This window comes from Virgibacillus halodenitrificans (genome assembly GCF_001878675.1).
Lineage (GTDB): Bacteria > Bacillota > Bacilli > Bacillales > Amphibacillaceae > Virgibacillus_Q > Virgibacillus_Q halodenitrificans.
On record NZ_CP017962.1, the window covers coordinates 2,330,569 to 2,356,169 of the forward strand.

The 25,601-nt window shown below is 39.7% G+C and carries 18 protein-coding genes, 3 rRNA genes, 1 riboswitch and 1 other annotated feature; of the genes, 8 read left to right on the forward strand and 13 right to left on the reverse strand.

Annotation, left to right across the window (positions count from 1 at the left end; all coding sequences use genetic code 11):
• Window positions 1–33: 33 nt before the first annotated feature.
• The 6 genes from BME96_RS12140 to BME96_RS12165 form a co-directional block, all read right to left on the reverse strand.
• Window positions 34–456 (reverse strand): Zn-ribbon domain-containing OB-fold protein, encoded by a 423-nt coding sequence (locus BME96_RS12140; protein WP_071649168.1) that lies wholly within the window; start codon window positions 454–456, stop codon window positions 34–36.
• A gap of 12 nt (window positions 457–468) precedes the next feature.
• Window positions 469–1,629, reverse strand: a complete 1,161-nt coding sequence (locus BME96_RS12145) for a thiolase C-terminal domain-containing protein (RefSeq protein WP_071649169.1) — start codon at window positions 1,627–1,629, stop codon at window positions 469–471.
• Window positions 1,630–1,663: 34 nt separating this feature from the next.
• On the reverse strand, window positions 1,664–2,095 hold the full coding sequence (locus BME96_RS12150) for a MaoC/PaaZ C-terminal domain-containing protein (RefSeq protein ID WP_071649170.1): 432 nt from the start codon (window positions 2,093–2,095) through the stop codon (window positions 1,664–1,666).
• Between the two features lie 21 nt (window positions 2,096–2,116).
• Window positions 2,117–2,554, reverse strand: a complete 438-nt coding sequence (locus BME96_RS12155) for a MaoC family dehydratase N-terminal domain-containing protein (RefSeq protein WP_071649171.1) — start codon at window positions 2,552–2,554, stop codon at window positions 2,117–2,119.
• A gap of 5 nt (window positions 2,555–2,559) precedes the next feature.
• Complete coding sequence (locus BME96_RS12160) at window positions 2,560–4,734, reverse strand: acetate--CoA ligase family protein (RefSeq protein ID WP_060681493.1); 2,175 nt, start codon at window positions 4,732–4,734, stop codon at window positions 2,560–2,562.
• A 327-nt stretch (window positions 4,735–5,061) separates the two neighbouring features.
• On the reverse strand, window positions 5,062–7,095 hold the full coding sequence (locus BME96_RS12165) for a helix-turn-helix domain-containing protein (protein WP_060681491.1): 2,034 nt from the start codon (window positions 7,093–7,095) through the stop codon (window positions 5,062–5,064).
• Between the two features lie 218 nt (window positions 7,096–7,313).
• Between BME96_RS12165 and BME96_RS12170 the strand changes: the two genes are divergently transcribed.
• Window positions 7,314–7,754: an Hsp20/alpha crystallin family protein gene (locus BME96_RS12170; RefSeq protein WP_060681489.1), complete on the forward strand. Its 441-nt coding sequence runs from the start codon at window positions 7,314–7,316 to the stop codon at window positions 7,752–7,754.
• Window positions 7,755–8,105: 351 nt separating this feature from the next.
• Here BME96_RS12170 and rrf read toward each other — a convergent pair.
• From rrf to BME96_RS12190, 4 genes are all read right to left on the reverse strand, one after another.
• Window positions 8,106–8,221, reverse strand: a 5S ribosomal RNA gene (gene rrf, locus BME96_RS12175).
• A gap of 85 nt (window positions 8,222–8,306) precedes the next feature.
• Window positions 8,307–11,222 (reverse strand): 23S ribosomal RNA (locus BME96_RS12180).
• A 189-nt stretch (window positions 11,223–11,411) separates the two neighbouring features.
• Window positions 11,412–12,977: ribosomal RNA gene (locus BME96_RS12185) — 16S ribosomal RNA — on the reverse strand.
• The 16S, 23S and 5S rRNA genes sit together here, the layout of an rRNA operon.
• 407 nt (window positions 12,978–13,384) lie before the next feature.
• Window positions 13,385–13,693 (reverse strand): rhodanese-like domain-containing protein, encoded by a 309-nt coding sequence (locus BME96_RS12190; protein ID WP_019375762.1) that lies wholly within the window; start codon window positions 13,691–13,693, stop codon window positions 13,385–13,387.
• A gap of 108 nt (window positions 13,694–13,801) precedes the next feature.
• On the opposite strand from BME96_RS12190, the gene BME96_RS12195 reads away from it, so the two are divergent.
• Complete coding sequence (locus BME96_RS12195; RefSeq protein ID WP_060681802.1) at window positions 13,802–14,542, forward strand: hypothetical protein; 741 nt, start codon at window positions 13,802–13,804, stop codon at window positions 14,540–14,542.
• 51 nt (window positions 14,543–14,593) lie between these two features.
• On the opposite strand, the gene leuS is transcribed toward BME96_RS12195, so the two are convergent.
• On the reverse strand, window positions 14,594–17,005 hold the full coding sequence (leuS, locus tag BME96_RS12200; protein WP_071649172.1) for a leucine--tRNA ligase: 2,412 nt from the start codon (window positions 17,003–17,005) through the stop codon (window positions 14,594–14,596).
• Between the two features lie 44 nt (window positions 17,006–17,049).
• Window positions 17,050–17,264 (reverse strand) — a binding site (T-box leader).
• A gap of 102 nt (window positions 17,265–17,366) precedes the next feature.
• Between leuS and BME96_RS12205 the strand changes: the two genes are divergently transcribed.
• Both BME96_RS12205 and BME96_RS12210 read left to right on the forward strand, forming a co-directional pair.
• Window positions 17,367–17,927, forward strand: a complete 561-nt coding sequence (locus BME96_RS12205) for a tRNA 5-(aminomethyl)-2-thiouridylate-methyltransferase MnmM (RefSeq protein ID WP_071649173.1) — start codon at window positions 17,367–17,369, stop codon at window positions 17,925–17,927.
• Between the two features lie 32 nt (window positions 17,928–17,959).
• Entirely contained in the window at window positions 17,960–18,478 is a 519-nt protein-coding gene (locus BME96_RS12210; RefSeq protein ID WP_019375766.1) for a gamma carbonic anhydrase, read from the forward strand.
• A gap of 118 nt (window positions 18,479–18,596) precedes the next feature.
• Here BME96_RS12210 and metK read toward each other — a convergent pair whose 3' ends face one another.
• Window positions 18,597–19,796, reverse strand: a complete 1,200-nt coding sequence (metK, locus tag BME96_RS12215; protein ID WP_019375767.1) for a methionine adenosyltransferase — start codon at window positions 19,794–19,796, stop codon at window positions 18,597–18,599.
• Between the two features lie 131 nt (window positions 19,797–19,927).
• A riboswitch (SAM riboswitch) is annotated at window positions 19,928–20,035 on the reverse strand.
• A gap of 206 nt (window positions 20,036–20,241) precedes the next feature.
• On the opposite strand from metK, the gene pckA reads away from it, so the two are divergent.
• The 4 genes from pckA to BME96_RS12235 all read left to right on the forward strand — a co-directional run bounded on the left by pckA (window position 20,242) and on the right by BME96_RS12235 (window position 25,072).
• Complete coding sequence (gene pckA / locus BME96_RS12220; protein WP_071649174.1) at window positions 20,242–21,828, forward strand: phosphoenolpyruvate carboxykinase (ATP); 1,587 nt, start codon at window positions 20,242–20,244, stop codon at window positions 21,826–21,828.
• Window positions 21,829–22,462: 634 nt separating this feature from the next.
• Complete coding sequence (locus BME96_RS12225; protein ID WP_019379027.1) at window positions 22,463–23,452, forward strand: ABC transporter substrate-binding protein; 990 nt, start codon at window positions 22,463–22,465, stop codon at window positions 23,450–23,452.
• Window positions 23,453–23,466: 14 nt separating this feature from the next.
• On the forward strand, window positions 23,467–24,276 hold the full coding sequence (locus BME96_RS12230) for an ABC transporter ATP-binding protein (RefSeq protein ID WP_071649175.1): 810 nt from the start codon (window positions 23,467–23,469) through the stop codon (window positions 24,274–24,276).
• Window positions 24,266–25,072 (forward strand): ABC transporter permease, encoded by an 807-nt coding sequence (locus tag BME96_RS12235; RefSeq protein ID WP_071649176.1) that lies wholly within the window; start codon window positions 24,266–24,268, stop codon window positions 25,070–25,072. Before BME96_RS12230 ends, BME96_RS12235 begins: the two co-directional genes overlap by 11 nt.
• 31 nt (window positions 25,073–25,103) lie before the next feature.
• Here BME96_RS12235 and ytkD read toward each other — a convergent pair whose 3' ends face one another.
• Window positions 25,104–25,571 carry an RNA deprotection pyrophosphohydrolase gene (gene ytkD, locus BME96_RS12240; RefSeq protein ID WP_060681804.1) on the reverse strand — a complete coding sequence of 156 codons (468 nt, stop codon included), beginning with the start codon at window positions 25,569–25,571 and terminating at the stop codon, window positions 25,104–25,106.
• Window positions 25,572–25,601: the final 30 nt, after the last annotated feature.

A 25,601-nucleotide genomic window follows, 5' to 3' on the forward strand; every position in this document is an offset into this window, starting at 1 on the left:
ACATCCCATCATCTAATATTACTAGTCTAGCAATCACACTTCTTGTGGAACCCATTGTGGTAGGGCTCTATCTTCTGTGATATCATCCCAAATCATTTTAACCGGCATACCAATTTGTACATTTTCTGGATTACATCTTAACAAATTACACATCAATTTTATTTCTGGTATCTGTTTTAATTCAGCCTGTGCAATAATGAGTGGCAAATCATCTTGAAATCCCGGTAAAAAAGGCCGGTAAGATATAATATAAGAGTAGATTGTTGCTTCTATATTATTCCCCAATGATTCCCAAGTAAGATTTGTACTCCCGCAATGTACACAGCTCGGTCCTGGAGGATGTGCATATTCCCCGCAGTCATTACATTTTTGCAAAGCTAATTCGTGTTGATCTGCCATATCCCAATAATGCTGATTGTCTTGCGTTTTAAGCGGAATTGGTTTTTGACCATTCATGAATATCTCCTCCTAATTTCTCAAAATCATTGCTCCAGCTATATCAGGACCACTCCAACCAGTACAAATACCGATCTCACAGTCCTTTACTTGGCGTTCTGCCCCTTTGTATTCATGGCGTAGTTGTCTTACGATTTCCAAAACATTGTTCATTCCATGTGTATACCCTTCAGATAACATACCGCCAGCTGTATTTGTTGGCAATTTACCATTCATCCTTAAATTACCGTCTGCTACAAATTCACCTACTTCACCTTTTGGAGCAAGTCCATATGCTTCAAGCTGACGCAATACTACCCAGCTAAAGCAATCATAGATAGAAGCAACTTGCATATCCTCTGGTTTTACTCCAGCGGAATGAAATAAGTTTTCACCAACGTAGTCAGAAGCAACTTGGTTTAAATCCGCCCAATAATGTGCATTGGGGTGACACTGTCTTGCTTCCATTCCCATAATATATACAGGTTTAGATTTGCAATCGTTTGCTCTTTCTGCTGAAGTAACAATGATGGCATTCGCTTCATCAAGCTCCACACAGGAATCATGGATGTTAAATGGATAACTGATATCAGGAGTTTCCAAATACTTCTCCATCGTAAGAGGTTTACCGTACAAAAAAGCTTTTGGATTACGTTGAGCATGTTCATAAAAGCTTAGACATACATGGCCCAAATGTTTTTTTGTAATACCGGTCTCATACATATGGCGCGTAGCAAACATACCAAACCATTGTGAAGGGCTTGCTGAACCATATGGGATAATATAACTTCCTCCTGGGAGTGCAGATTGTAGCATATCAGGATCATATCCACGCCCTACACGCTGACCTGAACTTCCATTCATGGACCGAAAAATTAAAACCGTGTTGAGCATTCCTGCTTCGATTAAACCAATCGCATCTCCAATTAACATTTCCGTGCTACTTCCGCCGCCTTGGATATCCTTTACATATTTAGGGCGCACACCTAGATAAGTTGCTAATTGATGCGACGTACATGAATCATTTTCGTTATAATTCATAAACCCACCTATATCCTTGGCTTCTAAACCTGCATCATTCAATGCTGCACGTGCTGCGTCCAATGCCATGTGTAAGGGGGTCGTACCTGAATTTCTGGAACGTTCACTTTCCCCAACTCCCACAATCGCATACCGATCTTTTATTTTTCCCACCTTGTATTACCTCCTTTATGTCTTGCTTACATAATTATAGTTGTCTTAAATGAGCGATCCCGGTACCTACTGTCTCACCATTTGCCTTTTCTGCTTTTAATGCCAATTCAACACAATGAGTATCCTCTTCTTTATAAATCTTGGTAACCGTAGAAAAACAGGTTATTTGATCACCTGGTCTGGTAACACTCCCAAAGCGCATTCGAAATCGAAAAATCTCTGCACTGGTACCAGCAATCGACATGACATATTCCCCCAAAAAACCCATTATTAGCATGCCGTGTGCTATAGCGCCATCCATACCAACTTTTTTTGCAAATTCATCGTCAGTATGCAGCGGATTGAAATCACCAGAGGCTCCTGCATATTTAACAAGCTGGACTTTTGTGACCGGCGGCTTAGTTAAAGATTTAAGTTGTTGTCCCTCTTTTAAAGACGTAAAATCAAGCGATGTAGTTGTTGCCATAACGTACCCTCCATTAGAAAGCTATATTTTCCTATAAATAATATTCATTCTACTAATTGCTACTAGTTCACCCTGTGGATCTTTCATTTCTGTATCTAAGATAAGAAACTGCATACTACCACTCTTGCCTTCTCTCTCATACAAGTCACTAACCTTCATTTGGCACTGAAGAGAATCACCTGGACGGACCGATTTATAATATATAAACTCCTGTTCTCCATGCAGCATTCTTTTAGTGTCAAGCTCTAGTGGCAAATCCCCCCCGTTAGCACCAGCAGCAATCAAGAAAGTCGGTGGAGCAATTACGCTTTGATATGTTGTTTTCTCTGCGTATTCTTGATTAATATATAGAGGATTATTATCTCCTATCGCTTCTGCAAATCTTTTTATATGTCCTTTTTCTACTTCAAAAGTAAACGACTCACCAGTCATACCAATTATGCTATTATCTAGCTCCATACAATTCACCCTCCTGCAATGGTAGTTTTACTTTGTCGTTCATGAACAACAAGCATGGCATCTGCTGCCACAACCCCTTTTTCGTATACAATTAAAGGATTTATATCCAATTCCTTTATTTCTTCTCCATAATCTGAAACAAGCGCTGAAACCTTCAACAGAATTTCAACTATCCCCTCTATATCAACTGGTGCTCTTCCTCGTATTCCTTTCAAAATAACTGAGCTCTTAAGCTCTTCAATCATGTCCATAGCGTCTTGCCTCGTTAAAGGGGAAACACGGAAAGAAACATCTTTGAATACTTCTACGAAAACACCACCAAGACCAAGCATAATCACAGGACCAAAATAAGTGTCATTTGTTACACCGACAATAATCTCAACGCCATCACGTAGCATTTCTTGAACAGCAACACCATTAATTTTGGCATTCGGTTTATACCATTTTGCATTCTTATTAATCTCACTAAAAGCATCCCTAACCTCTTGTTCATTTCTCACATTTAACCGAATTGCATTGGCATCTGATTTATGTGGAATATCAGGAGAATCTATTTTCAAAACAACTGGAAAACCAATTTGTTTTGCATGCTGCACAGCCTCATCTGCAGTTATTGCTAAACTTCTCTTTACAGTTGGAATTCCATACGCATCAAGAATATTACTTGCCTCAGATTCACTTAATGTGGCACCGGGATTCAAGACATCCTTCACATTTGCTTTGTTAATAACTCTGTCTTCTTTTGGCAGTTCTTTTTTCTGCATATGCTGAAGATATTTCTCACTGTAATCCGCAAGCTTTGAAAGTGCTCTGATGGGATTTAAATTCCCTGGAATGAAAGGGATTCCATTTTTAGTTAGCGCGTTAGCCCCCTTAGGTACAGACATTCCTTCCAAAGGAAAAGTTGTTACAAATATTAACTTGTCTGTACTTTTGCATATCTCGATAAATTTCTGAAGAGATGGGTGATTCTCATCCCATTCCATGGGAAATTCTGAAAAGAAGATGATATCAGTATCCGCATCTTCTACTAACGCCTGTAAAGGTGCGAGAAAAAGCTCTGGGTGTGTAATTGCAGCGGCTGCAGTTAAATCAATTGGGTTTGTCGCACTGGCGAAAGGAGGAATAACCTTTTGTATTTTCTGTTTAGTATCTTGACTTAAACTGTGGACATTGAGTCCATAACGTTCACAACGATCTGCTTCGTTAATTCCCCTACCCCCAGAGCTTGTTATAATTGCGGTATTTTTACCTTTTGGTAATCTTCCAGATAAAAATAGTTTTGAAAAAGAGATAATGTCATCATAGTCTTCCGCTCTAACAATTCCTGTTTGCTTAAAAAAATCATCATATATTTGATCTGAGCCAGCTAATGAACCAGTATGAGATGCGGCTGCCCTACTACCAGCTAAGCTTCTCCCTGACTTCATAATAATAATTGGTTTATTTCTTTCGAGCGCTTGTTCTGCAAGAAGTCTTAGTTTTTGAGGATTCTTTTCACCTTCTAAGTATCCGGAAATAATACTTGTTTGGTCATCATGGAGCATATATTCAATTACATCGGAAAATTGCGTATTGACCTCATTTCCTACACTGACAAAATAATTAAATGTTAAACCATTTTGAGCAGCAGCTATATAAGTCAATACACCGAAAGCACCACTCTGAGTTATAAAACCCACCTCTCTTTGTTCGTTAACAGGTACATGGGTAAGTCCAGGAGAAAAAGTGCCCATCAAACCATTCATCGTATTTACAATTCCTACACAATTTGGGCCAATAATTCGCACACCATGTTTTTTTGCAATTTTATTCAATTGCTCCTGTTCTTTTTGACCATCTTCCCCAATCTCGGAGAATCCAGAAGCAAAAATCACAGCGGCTTTCACATTGTTTATACCGCATTCTTCCAAGCATTTCTTCACTTTGTCAGCGCTTACACAAAAGAGCACTAAATCAACCTGTTTAGGAGTATCGGCTAAATTTGGATAACATGGTAAGCCCTCGATCATTTCTGAATTTGGATTAATAGGATAAATTTCTCCATTAAATCCATTATTGAGCAATGCCTTTACCTGTAAGTAGCCAAGTTTATTTTTGTTTTCCGATGCACCGAGTACAGCTACTGTTCTCGGGTTAAATAAAGGTTCAAGCGATAGATAATTTTCCTTACCTCTCAATTTGATTCACCCCACTCATTTAACTACGTTAGATTAACTTGTAGCTTATGAGTATTATAGGAGATTAGATTCTTTAATTTTAATATTTTTTCTATTTTAAAATTATTTAATTGTTAGAAAGTAAAGTTTGTAAATGTATTCATTATTCCCTTGCTATACTGACCTTTGGAAAAATAAATATTTTTTTGCGTTCAATGTAACCCCAACTTTGGTGCAAGTTAACTACGACTAACATGCAACTAAACATAAATTCAGGTATGTTTGTAAATAAAACTAAAATTAACGAAATAAAAAAACCATGCAAGGGCGCATGGAGAGTGTTAATAATTATATACTATTTTCGTGCAATTGAACCCATTTCTCAATACGGGTCCCTACTCTAGCGGAAGGTATCTTGATTCCTCTTTCAATATTGCTTAAATAAGATGTGGATATTTCAATTTCTTCAGCTGCTTGAATAAGAGTAAGTCCCAATCTATTTCTGTAATACTTTATTCTTGCTCCTAAGGAATTATTAACTTTATTTGCATTTGCTGAAGCCTTAAATTTATTTTTCCCTTTTCTCTCTATTGAACTATATTGATCTCTAATAGACAAAGGGGGTTTAATTACTACTGTAGAATATTCCCATATTCGTGCCCATCCCTTCATACTGGCAATATCCTCATCCCATTTCTCATATTGCCACGAAGTGATTACACCATCTTCTAATAATCGGTCAAAAGCTTTCTCAAGTCTCTCCCTAGTACGAGATGGAGCACGTTTATTAATATGGATACCAAGAACCTCAAGTAAGGTATTTATTTTATGTGGCTGCATATACGCACCACTTCTAGCTTGTGTTCTCCATCTCCAGCTCAAATATCGAATAAGCTTTTTCTCCCATTTTTCCTGATATGGGTGATATTGTAAAGTATGTAAAGGTAGTATTGCTGTCTGTCTTCCTGATCCGATAAGAAATTTACTTAACACCTCACCAAGAGAAAAATAACAGGGTTTATTAAACGAATGCTTACTAATATCTATCTCTTTCTGGTTTTCATCCTGAAATAGGTAAACTCTTCCTTGTAATGACGCTTGCACCGACTTACCTTTCTCGTATAAGGTTACGTTTTCAATTTCAGCCCATAAATTCTGCATTATAGAAAGCGCTTGCAAAATCTGGTTTCGTTGTTTTACTTCAAAACCACCTCTTCTACCCTTTCCTCCCAATTTTGCTTTAACTCCACGCATTATGAGTAAATCCTTCATATAAAATTCTACTATATCTTTATGATGCTTAGATTTTGCAAGAAATATGCTGCACAATGCATCATACACATCTACATCTACTTCAGATAGTCTTTTAACCTGGTTCCAAGAAGACTTGATTATCTCTTCTTCTTTAGCTCTATTATTTTGTAGTTGTGCTGGTTTAATTTGGATTGTTCCTTTCATTGTACCTTTATTTAATAATGAAGTTGGCCAGTCTACTTTGTCTGTTCGCTTGAAGGTACAATTAGATAAGGACTCACGGATAGATTGATATACTGGATTGCTCATAACTTGTAAATTACCATCTTGCAGCACTGTCATTGTAATATCTTTAGGTTTTTCGTGAACAACTGGTTTTTCTAATTGAAGAAGTTCCTCTATTCGATGCAAAGGCATTTTATCCAGGTGCAATTCAGAGATTATTTTAGTTATCCATTGTTGAACATAGCCATTTACTATTTTTCTAAAATTAGCCATAAATCTAGAATCTCCGGATATATTTTTAGCAATATATTTATTGAATAAACTTTTTATCTCTTCTTCTGACATTTTCTCCAAAGCAATTATTCCAAGGGAGTTTTCCATATCCTGCAAAACCCAATCTGACAGATAAACGTTTAGCCATTCACAAAACTCATCCCAAACTTTATTATCTGCTAAGAAAGTTTGTTCTTTTAACATTACTTCTATTTGCTTTACTAATGAATGAATAAACTGTGTATCTTTAAATTGAGGTTGATTAGTTAATGTGATAGAAGACTTCGCCTTATACCTTTTCAATAAATAAATAATAATTACTTTTGCCATCCTCAAAATAAGTTCATTTCTAGCGTTAATCCTTAATTTCAGAAACAACTTTTTATTTTGTTGATAGGTTTGCTGACAAATAACAAAGGTATCAGAATCAGCGTTACTTTCAAAAATTTCCGTAACTTCCATATCCATGTACACGTCTTTATGGAAGTTTTCATATAAGTTATTCGTAAAGCTATCATCATCATAAACTACTAGCACTTGAAAGGCTTTAATCTTATCAAACCATTTCTCAGATAGATAATTGGAACGATTGGAAGTTGTTACGATACTTTTAAAACTTTTTCGAACCAATAAGAATACCTCCACAACAATTATTTATTTTAGTGTAACATAATACTTTAATGTATTCTATATTTTCAAAAAATAAAAAAGGATGAACAACTAACAATTACTATTCATACATTTAAGTAAAAAATTCGAATATGAATGTGCATTTATTTTTTGAGCCCACTAATATTCTCTAGTTAATGCATACCTTACTATTAATATGAGGAAAGGATGATGTCTGAATGGACAATAACCAAAATAAGCGAACACAAAGATCACAGCCATTTACTGATTTGATGAGTCGCATGGATGGATTTTTCAGTGAGGCCTTTAGAGATTTTAATACTCTATGGAACAATAAAGCAATCCCCATTGAGACTAAAGAAACGCAATCTTCAATAATAATTCATGCAATGTTACCTGGATATACCCGAGAACAAATAGAGTTGGAAATTATGGGAAGACAAATTAGAATAGGTGTAAATAGCTCTAATTACGTAGAAAAGAAAGATGACGAACAAAAATACTTTCATAAGCAGGAAGCTTATAGAAAGAATGAACGTATTATCACTTTACCATTTCCAATATCAAAAAAAGACACGACTGCCTCCTATAGAAATGGTGTGTTAACCATAAACATTCCAAAAAATAATGCAGATCGAACTTTTCTTTCTATCTCGTAAAAAGGAGAGGAGAAGAAGTCTTGAAGTGAGAAATACAGCTTAAACTCCATCCATTCTGGAATAACAGATAAAAAAGCATTGCGATACGCTATGTATCACAATGCTGAATTGCCTATTTGTCCATTAGAGAAGAGCTATTGGACAGTTCTTTGCGTTTGGATGGAGGGTTTGTTCATTAGAGATGAGCTATATAGCACAATTCATAATGACTGTCTCAAGTTTTATCTCTAATCAATATTTACGGACCCGAAACCTTCAAAAATAAACTGGCGCGGTATGACAATTCCTCCTAGAAATCATCCATATAAAAAAGCATTGCGATACGCTACGTATCACAATGCTTTTTAAATTGCCTAGCGGCGTCCTACTCTTGCAGGGACAAAGTCCCAACTACCATCGGCGCTGGAGAGCTTAACTTCTGTGTTCGGCATGGGAACAGGTGTGACCTCTCCGCTATTGCTACTAGACCACTTTTTAGCGATATCTATCATAAAATGAATTTATACCCTAAAAACTAAATAAGAGAAAAACAACGACGATCAAAGAAGAAAATTAGTTAAGTCCTCGATCTATTAGTATCCGTCAGCTCCACGTGTCACCACGCTTCCACCTCGGACCTATCAACCTCATCGTCTCTGAGGGATCTTACTCACTCGAAGTGATGGGAAGTCTCATCTTGAGGGGGGCTTCATGCTTAGATGCTTTCAGCACTTATCCTTGCCACACGTAGCTACCCAGCTATGCTCCTGGCGGAACAACTGGTACACCAGCGGTGTGTCCATCCCGGTCCTCTCGTACTAAGGACAGCTCCTCTCAAACTTCCAACGCCCACGACGGATAGGGACCGAACTGTCTCACGACGTTCTGAACCCAGCTCGCGTACCGCTTTAATGGGCGAACAGCCCAACCCTTGGGACCGACTACAGCCCCAGGATGCGATGAGCCGACATCGAGGTGCCAAACCTCCCCGTCGATGTGAACTCTTGGGGGAGATAAGCCTGTTATCCCCGGGGTAGCTTTTATCCGTTGAGCGATGGCCCTTCCATGCGGAACCACCGGATCACTAAGCCCGACTTTCGTCCCTGCTCGACTTGTAGGTCTCGCAGTCAAGCTCCCTTCTGCCTTTACACTCTACGAATGATTTCCAACCATTCTGAGGGAACCTTTGGGCGCCTCCGTTACCTTTTGGGAGGCGACCGCCCCAGTCAAACTGCCCGCCTGACACTGTCTCCGGACCGGATCACGGCCCTGGGTTAGAATGGTCGTACAGCCAGGGTGGTATCCCACGGATGCCTCCACCGAAGCTGGCGCTCCGGTTTCCAAGGCTCCCACCTATCCTGTACAAGCTGTACAAACATTCAATATCAGGCTACAGTAAAGCTCCACGGGGTCTTTCCGTCCTGTCGCGGGTAATGCGCATCTTCACGCATAGTATAATTTCACCGGGTCTCTCGTTGAGACAGTGCCCAAGTCGTTGCACCTTTCGTGCGGGTCGGAACTTACCCGACAAGGAATTTCGCTACCTTAGGACCGTTATAGTTACGGCCGCCGTTTACTGGGGCTTCGGTTCTGCGCTTCGCGTAAGCTAACGCTTCCCCTTAACCTTCCAGCACCGGGCAGGTGTCAGCCCCTATACTTCGCCTTTCGGCTTCGCAGAGACCTGTGTTTTTGCTAAACAGTCGCTTGGGCCTATTCACTGCGGCTCCTCCTTAAAGGAGCACCCCTTCTCCCGAAGTTACGGGGTCATTTTGCCGAGTTCCTTAACGAGAGTTCTCCCGCTCACCTTAGGATTCTCTCCTCGCCTACCTGTGTCGGTTTGCGGTACGGGCACCTATGAACTCACTAGAGGATTTTCTTGGCAGTGTGAAATCAGGAACTTCGGTACTCAATTTCCCTCCCCATCACAGCTTGAAATTGTTGGACGGATTTGCCTATCCAACTTTCTCACTGCTTGGGCGCACACATCCATCGGTGCGCATTCCTTATCCTACTGCGTCCCCCCATCGTTCAAACGCTCATGAGGTGGTACAGGAATATCTACCTGTTGTCCATCGCCTACGCCTTTCGGCCTCGGCTTAGGTCCCGACTAACCCTGAGAGGACGAGCCTTCCTCAGGAAACCTTAGGCTTTCGGTGAAAGAGATTCTCACTCTTTTTTCGCTACTCATACCGGCATTCTCACTTCCAAGCGCTCCACCAGTCCTCACGGTCTGACTTCACAGCACTTGGAACGCTCTCCTACCATTGTTCGTAAGAACAATCCGCAGCTTCGGTGATACGTTTAGCCCCGGTACATTTTCGGCGCAGAGTCACTCGACCAGTGAGCTATTACGCACTCTTTAAATGGTGGCTGCTTCTAAGCCAACATCCTGGTTGTCTGGGCAACTCCACATCCTTTTCCACTTAACGTATACTTTGGGACCTTAGCTGGCGGTCTGGGCTGTTTCCCTTTCGACTATGAACCTTATCACCCATAGTCTGACTCCCAAGTCTAAGTAGCTGGCATTCGGAGTTTGACTGAATTCGGTAACCCGATGAGGGCCCCTAGTCCAATCAGTGCTCTACCTCCAGTACTCATTCCTTGAGGCTAGCCCTAAAGCTATTTCGGAGAGAACCAGCTATCTCCGTGTTCGATTGGCATTTCACCCCTACCCACACCTCATCCCCGCATTTTTCAACATACGTGGGTTCGGGCCTCCAGTCAGTGTTACCTGACCTTCACCCTGGACATGGGTAGATCACACGGTTTCGGGTCTACGACCACATACTCAAATCGCCCTATTCAGACTCGCTTTCGCTGCGGCTCCGTGTCTTCCACTTAACCTTGCATGGGATCGTAACTCGCCGGTCCATTCTACAAAAGGTACGCCGTCACCCATAAACGGGCTTCGACTACTTGTAGGCACACGGTTTCAGGTTCTCTTTCACTCCCCTCCCGGGGTGCTTTTCACCTTTCCCTCACGGTACTGGTTCACTATCGGTCACTAGGGAGTATTTAGCCTTGGGAGATGGTCCTCCCGGATTCCGACGGAATTTCTCGTGTTCCGCCGTACTCAGGATACACTCCGGAGAGAATTCCTTTTCGATTACAGGGCTCTTACCTGCTGTGGCTGATCGTTCCAGATCGATTCATCTAAAGAATTCCTTTGTAACTCCAAAGGAGTGTCCTACAACCCCAGAAAGCAAGCTTTCTGGTTTGGGCTAATTCCGTTTCGCTCGCCGCTACTTGGGAAATCGCATTTGCTTTCTTTTCCTCCGGGTACTGAGATGTTTCAGTTCCCCGGGTCTGCCTCACATAGCCTATGTATTCAGCTATGCGTACTGTTCCATTACGAACAGTGGGTTCCCCCATTCGGAAATTCTCGGATCGATGTCTACTTACGACTCCCCGAGACATATCGGTGTTAGTCCCGTCCTTCTTCGGCTCCTAGTACCAAGGCATCCACCGTGCGCCCTTATTCACTTAACTATTTTTACAATGAATAAGCGTGCTAATTTCTTAGCCATGCTTTTATATCTAAAATTGATGTCGTTGTTACTCTTATTTAGTTTTCAAGGTACAAAAAGAGAGATTCGCTCTCTCAAAACTGAACCAAACAACCATGTATGTCCTTCCTGAAAGGTATAAACCTTCCAGTATTCCGTTCTAAATCCTTAGAAAGGAGGTGATCCAGCCGCACCTTCCGATACGGCTACCTTGTTACGACTTCACCCCAATCATTGGTCCCACCTTCGGCGGCTGGCTCCAAAAGGTTACCTCACCGACTTCGGGTGTTACCAACTCTCGTGGTGTGACGGGCGGTGTGTACAAGGCCCGGGAACGTATTCACCGCGGCATGCTGATCCGCGATTACTAGCGATTCCGGCTTCATGCAGGCGAGTTGCAGCCTGCAATCCGAACTGAGAATGGTTTTATGGGATTTGCTTGACCTCGCGGTTTTGCTTCCCTTTGTTCCATCCATTGTAGCACGTGTGTAGCCCAGGTCATAAGGGGCATGATGATTTGACGTCATCCCCACCTTCCTCCGGTTTGTCACCGGCAGTCACCTTAGAGTGCCCAACTAAATGCTGGCAACTAAGATCAAGGGTTGCGCTCGTTGCGGGACTTAACCCAACATCTCACGACACGAGCTGACGACAACCATGCACCACCTGTCACTCTGTCCCCGAAGGGAACTCGGTATCTCTACCGATTGCAGAGGATGTCAAGACCTGGTAAGGTTCTTCGCGTTGCGTCGAATTAAACCACATGCTCCACCGCTTGTGCGGGCCCCCGTCAATTCTTTTGAGTTTCAGCCTTGCGGCCGTACTCCCCAGGCGGAGTGCTTAATGCGTTAACTTCAGCACTAAGGGGCGGAAACCCCCTAACACCTAGCACTCATCGTTTACGGCGTGGACTACCAGGGTATCTAATCCTGTTCGCTCCCCACGCTTTCGCGCCTCAGCGTCAGTTACAGACCAGAGAGTCGCCTTCGCCACTGGTGTTCCTCCACATCTCTACGCATTTCACCGCTACACGTGGAATTCCACTCTCCTCTTCTGTACTCAAGTCCTCCAGTTTCCAATGACCCTCCACGGTTGAGCCGTGGGCTTTCACATCAGACTTAAAGGACCGCCTGCGCGCGCTTTACGCCCAATAATTCCGGACAACGCTTGCCCCCTACGTATTACCGCGGCTGCTGGCACGTAGTTAGCCGGGGCTTTCTGGTTAGGTACCGTCAAGGTGCCGCCCTATTCGAACGGCACTTGTTCTTCCCTAACAACAGAGATTTACGATCCGAAAACCTTCATCACTCACGCGGCGTTGCTCCGTCAGACTTTCGTCCATTGCGGAAGATTCCCTACTGCTGCCTCCCGTAGGAGTCTGGGCCGTGTCTCAGTCCCAGTGTGGCCGATCACCCTCTCAGGTCGGCTACGCATCGTTGCCTTGGTGAGCCGTTACCTCACCAACTAGCTAATGCGCCGCGGGCCCATCTGTAAGTGGTAGCTAAAAGCCACCTTTCAACTTCTCATCAGGGGATGAAAAGTATTATCCGGTATTAGCCCCGGTTTCCCGGGGTTATCCCAGTCTTACAGGCAGGTTGCCCACGTGTTACTCACCCGTCCGCCGCTCGTTCCACAAGCGTCACCTCCGAAGAGGATCAGCTTGCTTCCCGCGCTCGACTTGCATGTATTAGGCACGCCGCCAGCGTTCGTCCTGAGCCAAGATCAAACTCTCCATAAAAGTTTGAATAAGATCGACACCAATCAATCTTATCTCATGTCTTAGCTGCAGAAGCGTTAACTTCTGGCTTTTTAAAAATTAACGAAAAACGTCATGTTTTTCTTGACATACTGGTTGTTTTGTTCAGTTTTCAAAGAACGAATTTATTGTCACTTCCAAAAACAGCGACTTGAATACTCTATCACGTTAACATTTAAAAGTCAACATTTTCGCGAGCGAGTATTTTTTAACATAAAAGCCAAATTCATGACAAACTTCTATGTTGGAAATCGATTATATCACTATACATTTACAATGTCAACCAACATTCTACTTTTTCCGAAAGACTTTCTGATAAAATATGATAGTGTTTTTAAAACAGCAAAATATATACTACTACTCATTAATTAGTCTGTCAACATGAATTCTTAAAAAACAACTTCTCCTTCCCAAGCAAGCATGCCTCCACTCATATTAGATACATCATAGCCTTTCTCTTTTAAATAGGTAGCTGCTTTCATACTACGGTTACCAGATCTGCAAATAAGCACATGGTGTTTCTTTTGGTCTAATTCGTCCATGGAATATGGCAGCTCCCCTAATGGAATATGCTTTGCATTCTCTATCATTCCTTGTGCTACCTCTTCATCTTCGCGAACGTCCAAAACGACAATGTTTTCATCTTCACGGACCAACTTTTCTACTTCTTTAGGTGTTACTTCTTTAATCTCTTCCATAATTAATTTCTCCTTTATTAATAATTCTAGTCCAGTTTACGATATTCAGGTATATCCTGCAAATAAATAACACAACATAAATTATATTCAAGACTGGAGAGATTATTGATGAGATATATATTAATTTCCTGTTTTATGATATATTTTTTGCTATTTACACAAGTTACGTTAGCAGATGAAAGAATGAAGGAAGTAACAATAAATTCCTATCATGTAGACTTACAACAAAATGGAACAAAAGAAAATATACATTTGAAAGGAAACCCTTTTTCTAAACAATCTGCCTATTATCCAAGGATATGGGCAGAAATAAAAGAAGATTCTTCCAAAGTACGAAAGATAGAATTAGGCGGGGGGTATAAACCTTCGTTAAAATTTATTGACTATAATCATAATCAAAAAGAGGATATACTATACCAGAGTTCTACCACAGAAAACGAAAGTGAAGTATTTAACTACAAACTAATTAGTATTAAAAAGGATAATATAGAAGAGATCCGTTTACCTAAAAGAGAGTACATGGAGCTAACATTTAAAGATAACTTTTATTTGACTGTAAAATTAACCCCCCAACTCAGTCCACTATCTATAGATATAAGCAATCGTTCAAAAGAGCTTACTCGACTGGGAATGTACAGCAGTAATGGAAAAGTATTAAAAGAGAAGCCAGTGATTAATCGTCATATCACCTCCTTTGACCCAATTGAATTAAGTGGTGGAAAGGGATATGGTTTAAAAAGTAAAATGAAGCTAAGCCTTTCTTCATCTTCTACTCATTTAGGAGTGATAGAGACACTTTGGTATTTTAAGGATGGAAAATGGACAATTTTAAAAACTAATTTGATGTAAGTCATTTATAAACAGAAAAACCTCTTCCATTTACGAAAGAGGTTTTTCTGTTTAATTAGCTACAATATTAACAAGTTTCCCTTGAACTACAATTACCTTACGAACAGTTTTTCCTTCAAGTAAATCACTAATTTTGTCATCCTCCAAGGCTATTTTTTCTAATTCTTCCTTGGAAATATCCTTAGAAACCTTGAGTTTATTACGTACTTTCCCCATAATTTGGATAACTATTTCTACCTCTTTATCAACCAGCTTTGTTTCATCGTATATTGGCCACGGTTCGTAGCTAATTGTCTCGGAATGTCCAAGACGGCTCCATAATTCTTCAGCAATATGTGGTGCTACAGGAGAAATCATTTTAATGAATCCTTCTACATACTCTTTTGTAAGGTATTCCGCTTTATACCCCTCATTAATAAATACCATCATTTGAGAGATTCCTGTGTTGAAATGTAAATTTTCAAAGTCCTCGGTAACTTTTTTAACTGTTTCATGATACACCTTTTCAAGGGTCGGATTTATTTTATCGCTAATCTTTTCTGATGGTTTACCATCTTCAGTGATCATTAATCTCCAAATGCGATCAAGAAAACGCCTTGCACCATCTAGTCCATTTGTTGACCACGCTACCGCTGCATCTAATGGTCCCATAAACATTTCATATAAACGTAGTGTATCTGCTCCATGAGACACTACAATATCATCTGGGTTTACTACATTCCCTTTAGATTTACTCATTTTTTCATTACCTTCCCCAAGGATCATTCCTTGGTTAAATAATTTCATAAATGGCTCTTTAGTTGGGACAACACCGATATCAAATAAGAATTTATGCCAGAAGCGAGCATACAATAGATGGAGTACAGCATGTTCAGCCCCCCCAATATATATATCAATTGGCAACCACTCTTGCAGTGCTTTCGGATCTGCTAATTGATTTGGGTTATCTGGGTCGATATAACGTAAGAAGTACCAACAGCTACCTGCCCATTGAGGCATTGTGTTTGTTTCACGACGCCCCTTCATGCCTGTTTCCGGATCAACCACATTTACCCAATCACTATTCGCTAAAGGTGATTCACCTGTACCAGATGGTTTGATTTCTGTCATAGTTGGAAGTTCTAATGGAAGATCTGTTTCAGGTACAGCGGTCATTGTTCCATCTTCCCAATGAATGATCGGAATTGGCTCTCCCCAATAACGTTGTCTTGAGAATAACCAATCACGTAAACGATACGTAATTTTTCGAGAGCCTTTATTATTTTCCTCGAGCCATTCAATCATTTTACTGATTGCCGCATTTTTATTCAGCCCGTTTAGAAAACCAGAGTTAACCAGCACCCCATCTCCGGTGTATGCTTCTTTGGAAACATCTCCTCCAGTAACCACTTCCGTAATAGGTAATTCAAACTTCCTGGCAAATTCAAAATCGCGTTCATCATGTGCAGGAACTGCCATAATAGCACCTGTGCCATAAGACATAAGCACGTAATCCGCAATCCATATAGGCATCTTTTCCCCATTTACTGGGTTAATTGCATAAGCTCCGGTAAATACTCCGGTCTTCTCTTTTGCAAGATCCGTCCGTTCCAGATCAGATTTTGTTTGAATTTTATTTAAGTAACCTTCGACCTCTTCTTTATGATCATTTGTTACAATTTTTTCAACAAACGGATGCTCGGGCGCAAGCACTGCGTAGGTTGCTCCAAACAACGTATCAGGTCTCGTGGTAAACACAGTAAAGCTTTCTTCAAAACCGTCGATTTTAAATGTAACCTCTGCACCTTCAGAGCGGCCAATCCAGTTTCGCTGCATATCCTTAATACTTTCAGGCCAATCCACATCTTCAAGATCTTCCAACAAGCGATCAGCATAGGCAGTAATTTTTAGCATCCATTGTTTCATCGGTTTACGTACAACCGGATGACCACCGCGTTCACTTTTTCCATCTATTACTTCCTCATTGGCTAGTACCGTCCCCAATGCCGGACACCAGTTTACCGCAACCTCATCCATATATGCGAGACCTTTTTCATACAATTTCGTGAATATCCATTGGGTCCACTTATAATAATTCGGATCTGTTGTATTTATTTCTCTATCCCAATCATATGAAAAGCCTAACTCTTGAATCTGCCTCTTGAAGGTGGCAATATTTTTAGCAGTAAATTCTTTTGGGCTGTTACCTGTATCAAGAGCGTATTGTTCTGCCGGAAGGCCAAAAGCGTCCCACCCCATTGGATGTAGTACTTCATACCCCTGCATTCTTTTCATTCTTGAAAATATATCTGTAGCTGTATACCCTTCCGGATGCCCAACATGAAGACCAGCCCCCGATGGGTACGGAAACATATCAAGCGCATAAACTTTTTCTTTCTCTGAAAATGTATTGGTTTTAAATGTCTTTTTTTCTAACCAATATTCTTGCCACTTCTTTTCAATTTCTCGATGATTAAAACTCATTATTTTTTCCTCCTTATACATAAAAAAAGCCACTCATCCCTACAAATAGGGACGAGAGACTTTAACTTCCCGCGGTACCACCCAAATTAACACAAATGTGTTCACTTGTATCTATAACGCAGATATACGGCAGAAATTACTTGTTTTCACTTCTGCAACTTTAAAGGTGAGTTCATATACACTTCAACGACAGTTTTCACCAATCACTGCCTCTCTTTGCCTGAGAATGTATATTACTAATCCTTCGCATCGTCGATATATTATGTATCTCGAATTGTAATGAAAGGAGATTGCTTTGTCAAGGAAATTCCTTGCTAGTTCTGTTAGAATAATTATATCCTCAAAAATGAAGGAGTTAAATATGTTAAAGGGAATATTAAATTTTGCTCATTATTTATTGGAAGAATCAGTAAATCCGGGAGACACAACAATCGATGCTACTTGTGGTAATGGGAATGATACCTTATTTTTGAGTAGAATTGTCGGAACGAATGGACATGTTATTGCTTGTGACATTCAACAACAAGCAATAGATGCTACAAGACAAAGATTAGTTGAACATAATCGTTTTAACGTTTCATTCATTCAAGATAGCCATGCACGACTAAAAAAATATATAAATAAGGATACCCAAATAGGCGGAGCTATATTTAATCTTGGATATTTACCTAAAAGTGATAAGTTGATTATTACAAATGGAGAATCTACTATTTCTGCAATAGAAAGTATTCTGGATTTCTTAAAGCAGGGCCGACTTATCGTTTTAGTCGTATATCATGGTCATCCAGGAGGAGAAGAAGAAAAGAACATTGTCCTGAAACACGTAATGAATTTGGATCAAAACGATTACAATGTAGTTCAATATGGCTTTATCAATCAAAAAAACAATCCACCATTTATTATCGCTATTGAGAAAAAATAATAAGAAATATCGTATTTTAAAGGAGGATTACTATGGAATACCACGCCTATAAAGGAAAAGTACCCACTGTACATGAAACAGCTTTTATTGCTAAGGATGCCACTATCATTGGTGATGTATCCATAGACGAACAAACAAGTGTCTGGTTCAAAACTGTTATAAGAGGAGATGTAGCTCCAACAAAAATAGGTAAAAGAGTTAGTATCCAGGACTTAACTATGCTTCATCAAAGTCCGAATCTGCCTCTTATTATAGAAGATGATGTTACCATCGGCCATCAGGTAACCTTACATTCCGCAGTAATTAAGAAAAACGCTCTTATCGGTATGGGCTCTATTATATTGGACGGTGCAGAAGTTGGAGAGAATGCATTTATTGGTGCAGGTAGCCTTATTCCTCCGGGCAAAAAAATTCCACCAAATGTATTGGCATTAGGAAGACCTGCTAAAGTAGTGAGGGAATTGAATGAAAAAGATTATGCAGAAATGGATAGAATAAGAAATTCCTACGTAGAAAAAGGAAAATATTATAAAGACAATACAGATCTATAGTACAAAGGCAACTTAGGCTTTACAAAAACGTCCACGGCCAGTCAGTAAAACGATGAACAACATTATTCAGAATTAACAAAGGCTATTGCAGCTAATCCAGCTGCAATTGCCTTTGATTTTAATTCAATGTTAAAGCTTTAAGCTCTTCTACTTTATCTGTTTTTTCCCAAGGAAATAATAGGTCAGTTCTTCCAAAATGTCCGTAAGCAGCAGTACTTTTGAAAATCGGTTTCTGTAGATCCAGCATACGGATAATTCCAGCCGGTCGAAGATCAAATAACTTGCGAACGGCTTCAACTAATACTTCTTCACTGACTTTTCCTGTTCCAAAAGTATTAATGGCAATAGAAACCGGTTCAGCTACACCGATTGCGTATGCTAGTTGAACCTCACAAGATTTAGCCAATTCGGCTGCCACAATATTTTTCGCAACATAACGAGCAGCATATGCAGCAGAACGGTCTACTTTCGTTGAATCTTTCCCACTAAACGCTCCTCCGCCATGACGAGCGTATCCTCCATACGTGTCTACAATTATTTTACGACCAGTTAACCCAGCATCACCTTGTGGACCTCCAATAACAAAGCGACCAGTTGGATTTATAAAGTACTTTGTATTTTCATCTAACAAATCATTTGGTACTACAGGCCGAATTACTTCTTCAATAATGTCGTTTTCAATTTGCTCTAAAGTAATATCTTGATGGTGCTGCGTAGAGATTACAATAGTATCTATGCGTATAGGTTGGTCATTTTCATCATATTCTACGGTTACCTGTGTTTTTCCATCAGGTCGTAAATATTCAAGTATCTTATCTTTTCTTACATCAGCCAACCGCTTCGCTAATTTATGTGCAAGAGAAATAGGCAGTGGCATAAGCTCGTCTGTCTCATCACAGGCAAAACCAAACATCAAGCCTTGGTCTCCAGCCCCAATCGCAGCAATCTCATCATCACTCATTTTCCCCTGCCGAGCCTCGAGGGCCTTATCTACTCCACCAGCTATATCTGGGGATTGTTCATCAATTGCTGTTAGTACAGCACAGGTTTCTGCATCGAAACCAAATTTAGCTCGTGTGTAACCAATGTCCTTTATAGTTTGTCTTACAATTGCAGGAATATCAACATAAGTAGTTGTTGATATTTCTCCGGAAACTAATACAAGCCCAGTTGTTACTGTTGTCTCACATGCAACACGGGCATAAGGATCTGTTTTTAAAATTTCATCAAGAATTGCATCAGATATTTGGTCAGATATTTTATCAGGATGCCCTTCTGTTACTGATTCAGATGTAAACAAACGACGATTTGCAGCCATATGGCGAAATCCTCCTTTTATAATTATTTTACGGACCTCTATTTATCAAGTATCATTATTTTTAAAGGATGATTTTGTTAAACAAAAAAAGCCCTTCCTACAATGGCGAGGAAAGGAATAGTGGCCTTTCGCTCTTATTGTTCAAGGAAATATCCTTGCACCAGATTAGCACCTTTTCACCAAGAGTGATGGTTGCTGGGTTTCATAGGGTCTGTCCCTCCGCCAACTCTGAATAAGAGAGTATCCGTTCGAATTTTAGCTTATCTAAACAGGACCCTGCTGTCAACTAAATAATTCTTCGCGCTTAATTGTCATACGAGTCACAATTATTAATATCGATAATAGTATGGACTATTATGTTAAATGTGTTATACTAATAATCAGATTATGAAATTCACTATAAAGTAGTGATATAAAAACTTTCCCATAAAGGCAGGTATCTTATATGAAAACAGTTGAGAGATCATCATTAAAAGAGCTTTACACACATGGAAACCTAAATGAAAATTTATCCGTTCCGGTATTAGTTGAGAAAATTCTCTCTCGGAATGAAGGTGTGCTTACTTCAACTGGCTCCGTTTGTGCGACAACAGGAAAGTATACTGGCCGTTCACCTAAAGATAAGTTTATAGTCAAAGATGAAGTTTGCGAAAAATATATTGATTGGGGAGCTGTCAATCAATCCATTGATGAAGAATCCTTTGAGAAACTTTATAAGAAGGTTATATCTTATTTAACCGAAAAAGAAGAGTTATTTCAATTTAAAGGCTTCGCGGGTGCCGATAAAAAATACCGATTACCAATTCAAGTAATAAATGAGTATGCATGGCATAATTTATTTGCCCGTCAGCTATTTATAACACCAACTAATGAAGAACTTAAAACACATCAGGCAGAGTTTACGGTGGTGTCTGCCCCTACTTTTAAAGCAGATCCGAAGGTGGATAATACTAACTCGGAAGCATTTGTAATTGTATCGTTTAAAAAACGTATCATTCTTATTGGTGGAACAGAGTATGCAGGTGAAATTAAAAAGTCCATCTTCTCTGTAATGAATTATTTATTACCTCAACGAGATGTTTTATCCATGCATTGCTCTGCTAATGTAGGTCAAGAAGGGGACGTGGCATTGTTCTTCGGTCTTTCAGGCACCGGGAAAACAACCTTGTCTGCAGACCCCTATAGGAAATTAATTGGGGATGATGAACACGCCTGGAGTCCAAATGGAGTATTTAATATTGAAGGCGGTTGCTATGCAAAGTGTATTAACTTATCAGCTGAAAAAGAGCCTCAAATATTTAATGCCATCCGGTTTGGATCTGTATTGGAAAATGTAGTCCTTCATGAGGATTCAAGAATTGCTGATTATGATGATACTTCTTTAACTGAAAACACACGAGCTGCATACCCATTGGAAAATATCGATAACATTGTAACACCAAGTGTTGCAGGACATCCAAATACAATTATATTTTTAACAGCGGATGCTTCAGGTACTTTACCGCCAATTAGTAAATTAACTAAAGAACAGGCAATGTACCATTTCTTAAGCGGATATACCAGTAAGCTTGCTGGCACGGAAAGAGGAGTTACGGAACCGCAAGCAACATTCTCAGCTTGCTTTGGCTCTCCATTTCTCCCACTTGCCCCTGCGACATATGCAGAAATGCTTGGTGAGAAAATTGATTTGTATAACGCCAATGTATTTCTTGTGAACACTGGGTGGACTGGTGGTTCTTACGGTGTCGGTAATCGTATGAAACTATCCTACACGCGAGCAATGATTCATTCTGCTCTGGAAGGTGAACTGAATACTGCTGAAACAACGAAGGATGAAATTTTCGGTTTAGAAATTCCTATACACGTGCCTGGTGTGCCAGACGATGTCTTAGTACCAATTAATACATGGGAAGACCAAAAAGCATATGAAGCAACTGCAAAATCACTTGCAGTAAAGTTTCATGAGAACTTCAAAAAGTTTACCAAAGCTAGTGATGATATCAAGCAAGCAGGTCCTATATACAAAGGTTAACGATAAAATTTATTATCTCATCTTATAAGGACTTAACAATATGAGTAAAAATTCGTTAGTATGCTACTAACAGCCGATCTCGAAAAGGAGGTCGGTTTTTTATTTATGCTTTTTTAGATATGGCATCGAAGAAGTTCACAATATAGATAAAATGCGACGTAACTTGTGTGTTTGTAAACGCTCGTTTCGGAACAGTTCCAATATAGCTAGTGCCTAAATTTTCGCTCTACCGCTGATTAATTTGCTCTCCGGCGGATTATCTTGATCTCCTGCCGATTAATTTGTTTTCCGGCGGATTATCTCGCTCTGCTGCCGATTAATTTGTTCTCCGGCGGATAGTCTTGCTCTGCTGCCGATTAATTTATTCTCCGGCGGATAGTCTTGCTCTGCTGCTGATTAATTTGCTCTCCGGCGGATTATCTTGATCTCCTACCGATTAATTTGTTCTCCGGCATTACCTCGGCTATGCTATTAATTGTTCTTACACTACTGCGCATTTTCCTCCAACTACGTAATAAGAACTACCATAGAAGTTTACCCTTTCTGTTTAAGGTTTTATTTAATTGGGCGTTCACACATTATTTATAAAAAGCATAATCTATTGTGACATACCAATTGGAAAGGAACTGAAAATATGAAAAATATAAAACTTCTTTTAATATGTTCAGCTGTATCTGTACTTATACTATCTGCCTGCAGTTCTCAAAAGACTACATCTATAAAAATAGCTGAAGTTACACGCTCACTCTTCTACGCTCCTCAGTATGTAGCCATAGAAAAGGGATTTTTTAAAGAAGAAGGTTTAGACGTAGAGCTACAAACTACGTGGGGTGGTGACAAAACAATGACCGCCCTCTTATCTGATGGTGCTGATGTTGCATTGGTTGGTTCTGAAACATCGATATATGTTTATGGACAAAACTCTAAAGATTATGCGATTAATTTTGCTCAATTAACACAAACAGACGGCACTTTCCTCGTAGCGAAGGAGCCGAAACCTGATTTTCAATGGGAGGATTTAAAGGACAGCACATTTCTGGGACAACGAAAAGGTGGAATGCCACAAATGGTTGGGGAATTTGTTCTTAAGAAACACGGCATTGATCCACATCATGATTTAAATCTTAAACAAAATATTGATTTTGCCAATATTCCAGGCGCGTTTGTTTCCGGGGACGCAGAGTATGTTCAACTTTTTGAGCCAACTGCAAGTACCTTTGAAAAAGAAGGTAAGGGCCATATTATTGCCTCCTTTGGAGAAGAATCTGGTCATGTGCCATACACGGTATATATGACAAAACAAAGCTTTATGAAGAATAATGAGAAGGCAGTTGAGTCTTTTACAAGAGCTGTCTACAAGGCTCAGCAGTGGGTAGAAAATAATAGCGCAGAAGCTATTGCCAGTGTGATTCAACCATATTTTGAAGATACAGATTTAGAAATGCTCACCTCCTCCATTGATCGCTATAAAAGTCAAGGTTCGTTCGCAACTGACCCTATACTTGATGAAAAAGAGTGGAACAACTTAAAAAACATAATGGATGAAGCAGGTGAATTACCAGTAGATGCCGCATATGATGAACTTGTAAATACTAAGTTTGCTGAAGAAGTGATTAAGGAATAAGGAGAGATTATTTTATGTCCTATCTTAATCTTGAACATGTTTCTCATCTTTATTTTACAAAAAAGGGGTATACAAGGGCTTTAAATGATATCAGTTTGTCTATCAAAGAAGGTGAGTTTGTTTCCTTGCTTGGTCCAAGTGGTTGTGGAAAATCAACAATATTATCTATAATTGCTGGAATCATAAAGCAATCCACCGGTACCATACGATTGCAGGGAAAACCAATAAACGAGTCTTCCCTGGCCATAGGCTATATGCTACAACAGGATTATCTATTTCCTTGGAAAACGATTATGGAGAATGTGTTACTAGGCCCAAAAATCTATAACAACAATACAGAGGATGTTAAAAATAAGGCAATGGAAATGCTGGAGGAAGTTGGTTTACCCAACGTTGCTGACGCATACCCTGCTTCATTATCAGGAGGTATGCGTCAACGTGCAGCTTTAGTTCGTACATTAATAAATGATCCGAAAATATTTTTGCTTGATGAACCTTTCTCCGCATTAGATTACCAGACGAAACTAAAACTCGAAGATTTAGTATCAAAGCTATTAAAAATGTATCAAAAAACAGCTGTTCTTGTCACTCATGATATTGGGGAAGCAATAGCAATGAGTGACCGAATATTTGTCATGAATGCTAATCCCGGTACAATTGAAAAAGTATTCGAAGTACCTCTTGAACTCAGAAATGAGGACCCGTTTTTAGTAAGAAGACATCCCAAATATCAGCTTCTCTTTGATAAAGTCTGGGAAGAATTAAATAAAAATGAAAAGGAATCTGTACAAACAAAGGGGGTGCATAAAGTAGATGAATCCTAAAAATGATGCCCACTTATTTAAACAATATCAGCAAAGATTAAAAAAAGAAAAACGAATAGTGTGGATATGGCAGCTTAGTATTCTAATTGTATTCATCTCCTTATGGGAAGTATCCAGTAGCTTCTACTGGATTGATCCCTTACTATTTAGTTCCCCCTCCTCTATTATTGAACTTCTTTACACTAAGCTTGGCGATGGGTCTATCCTGTCCCACGTCCAGATTACCCTTTTCGAGACCATTGTAGGCTTTCTAATCGGGACTCTCGCTGGGGTACTTTTTGCTACCTTACTCTGGTCATCCCAGCGATTTTCAAGGGTAATGGATCCTTATCTGGTTATTATGAATGCTATGCCAAAAGTGGCTCTAGGGCCTATCCTAATCGTTGCTTTAGGAACAGGTTATATATCAATTATTGCAATGGGAGCCATTATCTCTGTTATTATCACAACCCTTGTTGTTTACTCAGCATTTAATGAAGTAGATCCCAATTATGAGAAAGTATTAAAGAGTTTTGGTGCAACGAGATGGCAATGTTTTAAAGAGGCAATTTTTCCGGCAACACTTCCGGCGATGATTTCTACACTTAAAGTTAATGTGGGCCTTTCATGGGTAGGGGTCATTGTAGGTGAATTTCTAGTAGCAAAAAAAGGATTAGGCTATTTAATTATATATGGTTTCCAAGTATTTGACTTTTCGCTGGTACTTTCAGCTCTTGTGTTAATAGCCATTTTCGCCGCCATAATGTATAAAGCAGTAGAGAAGCTAGAACGTTGGCTAATTAAGCACTCAGGATAAAAATGAATAATCATTAAAAATCGCCTTATTGCTAAAGGCGATTTTTAATGATTTTCAGACAATGAACTAATACATCGTCCTTCATGATAAAACTGTACAATCGATTATGTTTTACGTCATTTGGCAAGGAATCCAGTAACACTGGTCCTTCCGTTTCAAAGTAAGTAGGTTGTGGAAACAATTCATCAATGACTGCAAAATAAACATTTTTAATTACATTTTCTCTTCTTCCAGAAACAAAGTACTGACCGATGTAATCCATTTCGGCTATTATCCCACCTGTTTCCTCCATCACTTCTCTTTTGGCAGCTTGTTCAGCTGTTTCCCCTATTTCTACCTTCCCACCAGGGAATTCCAATCCCCTTTCCTTATGTTTGGTTAAAAGCCATTGATCTTTATATTTACAGATTACCCAAACATGCTTAGGCTGTGAAGTAAACGGGTGGTCTTCAAAAGATAGTTTTACTTTGTTGTTATAATAATCTTTAAAAATATTCATACTCATTCAACTGCCTTCAATTCAAACACT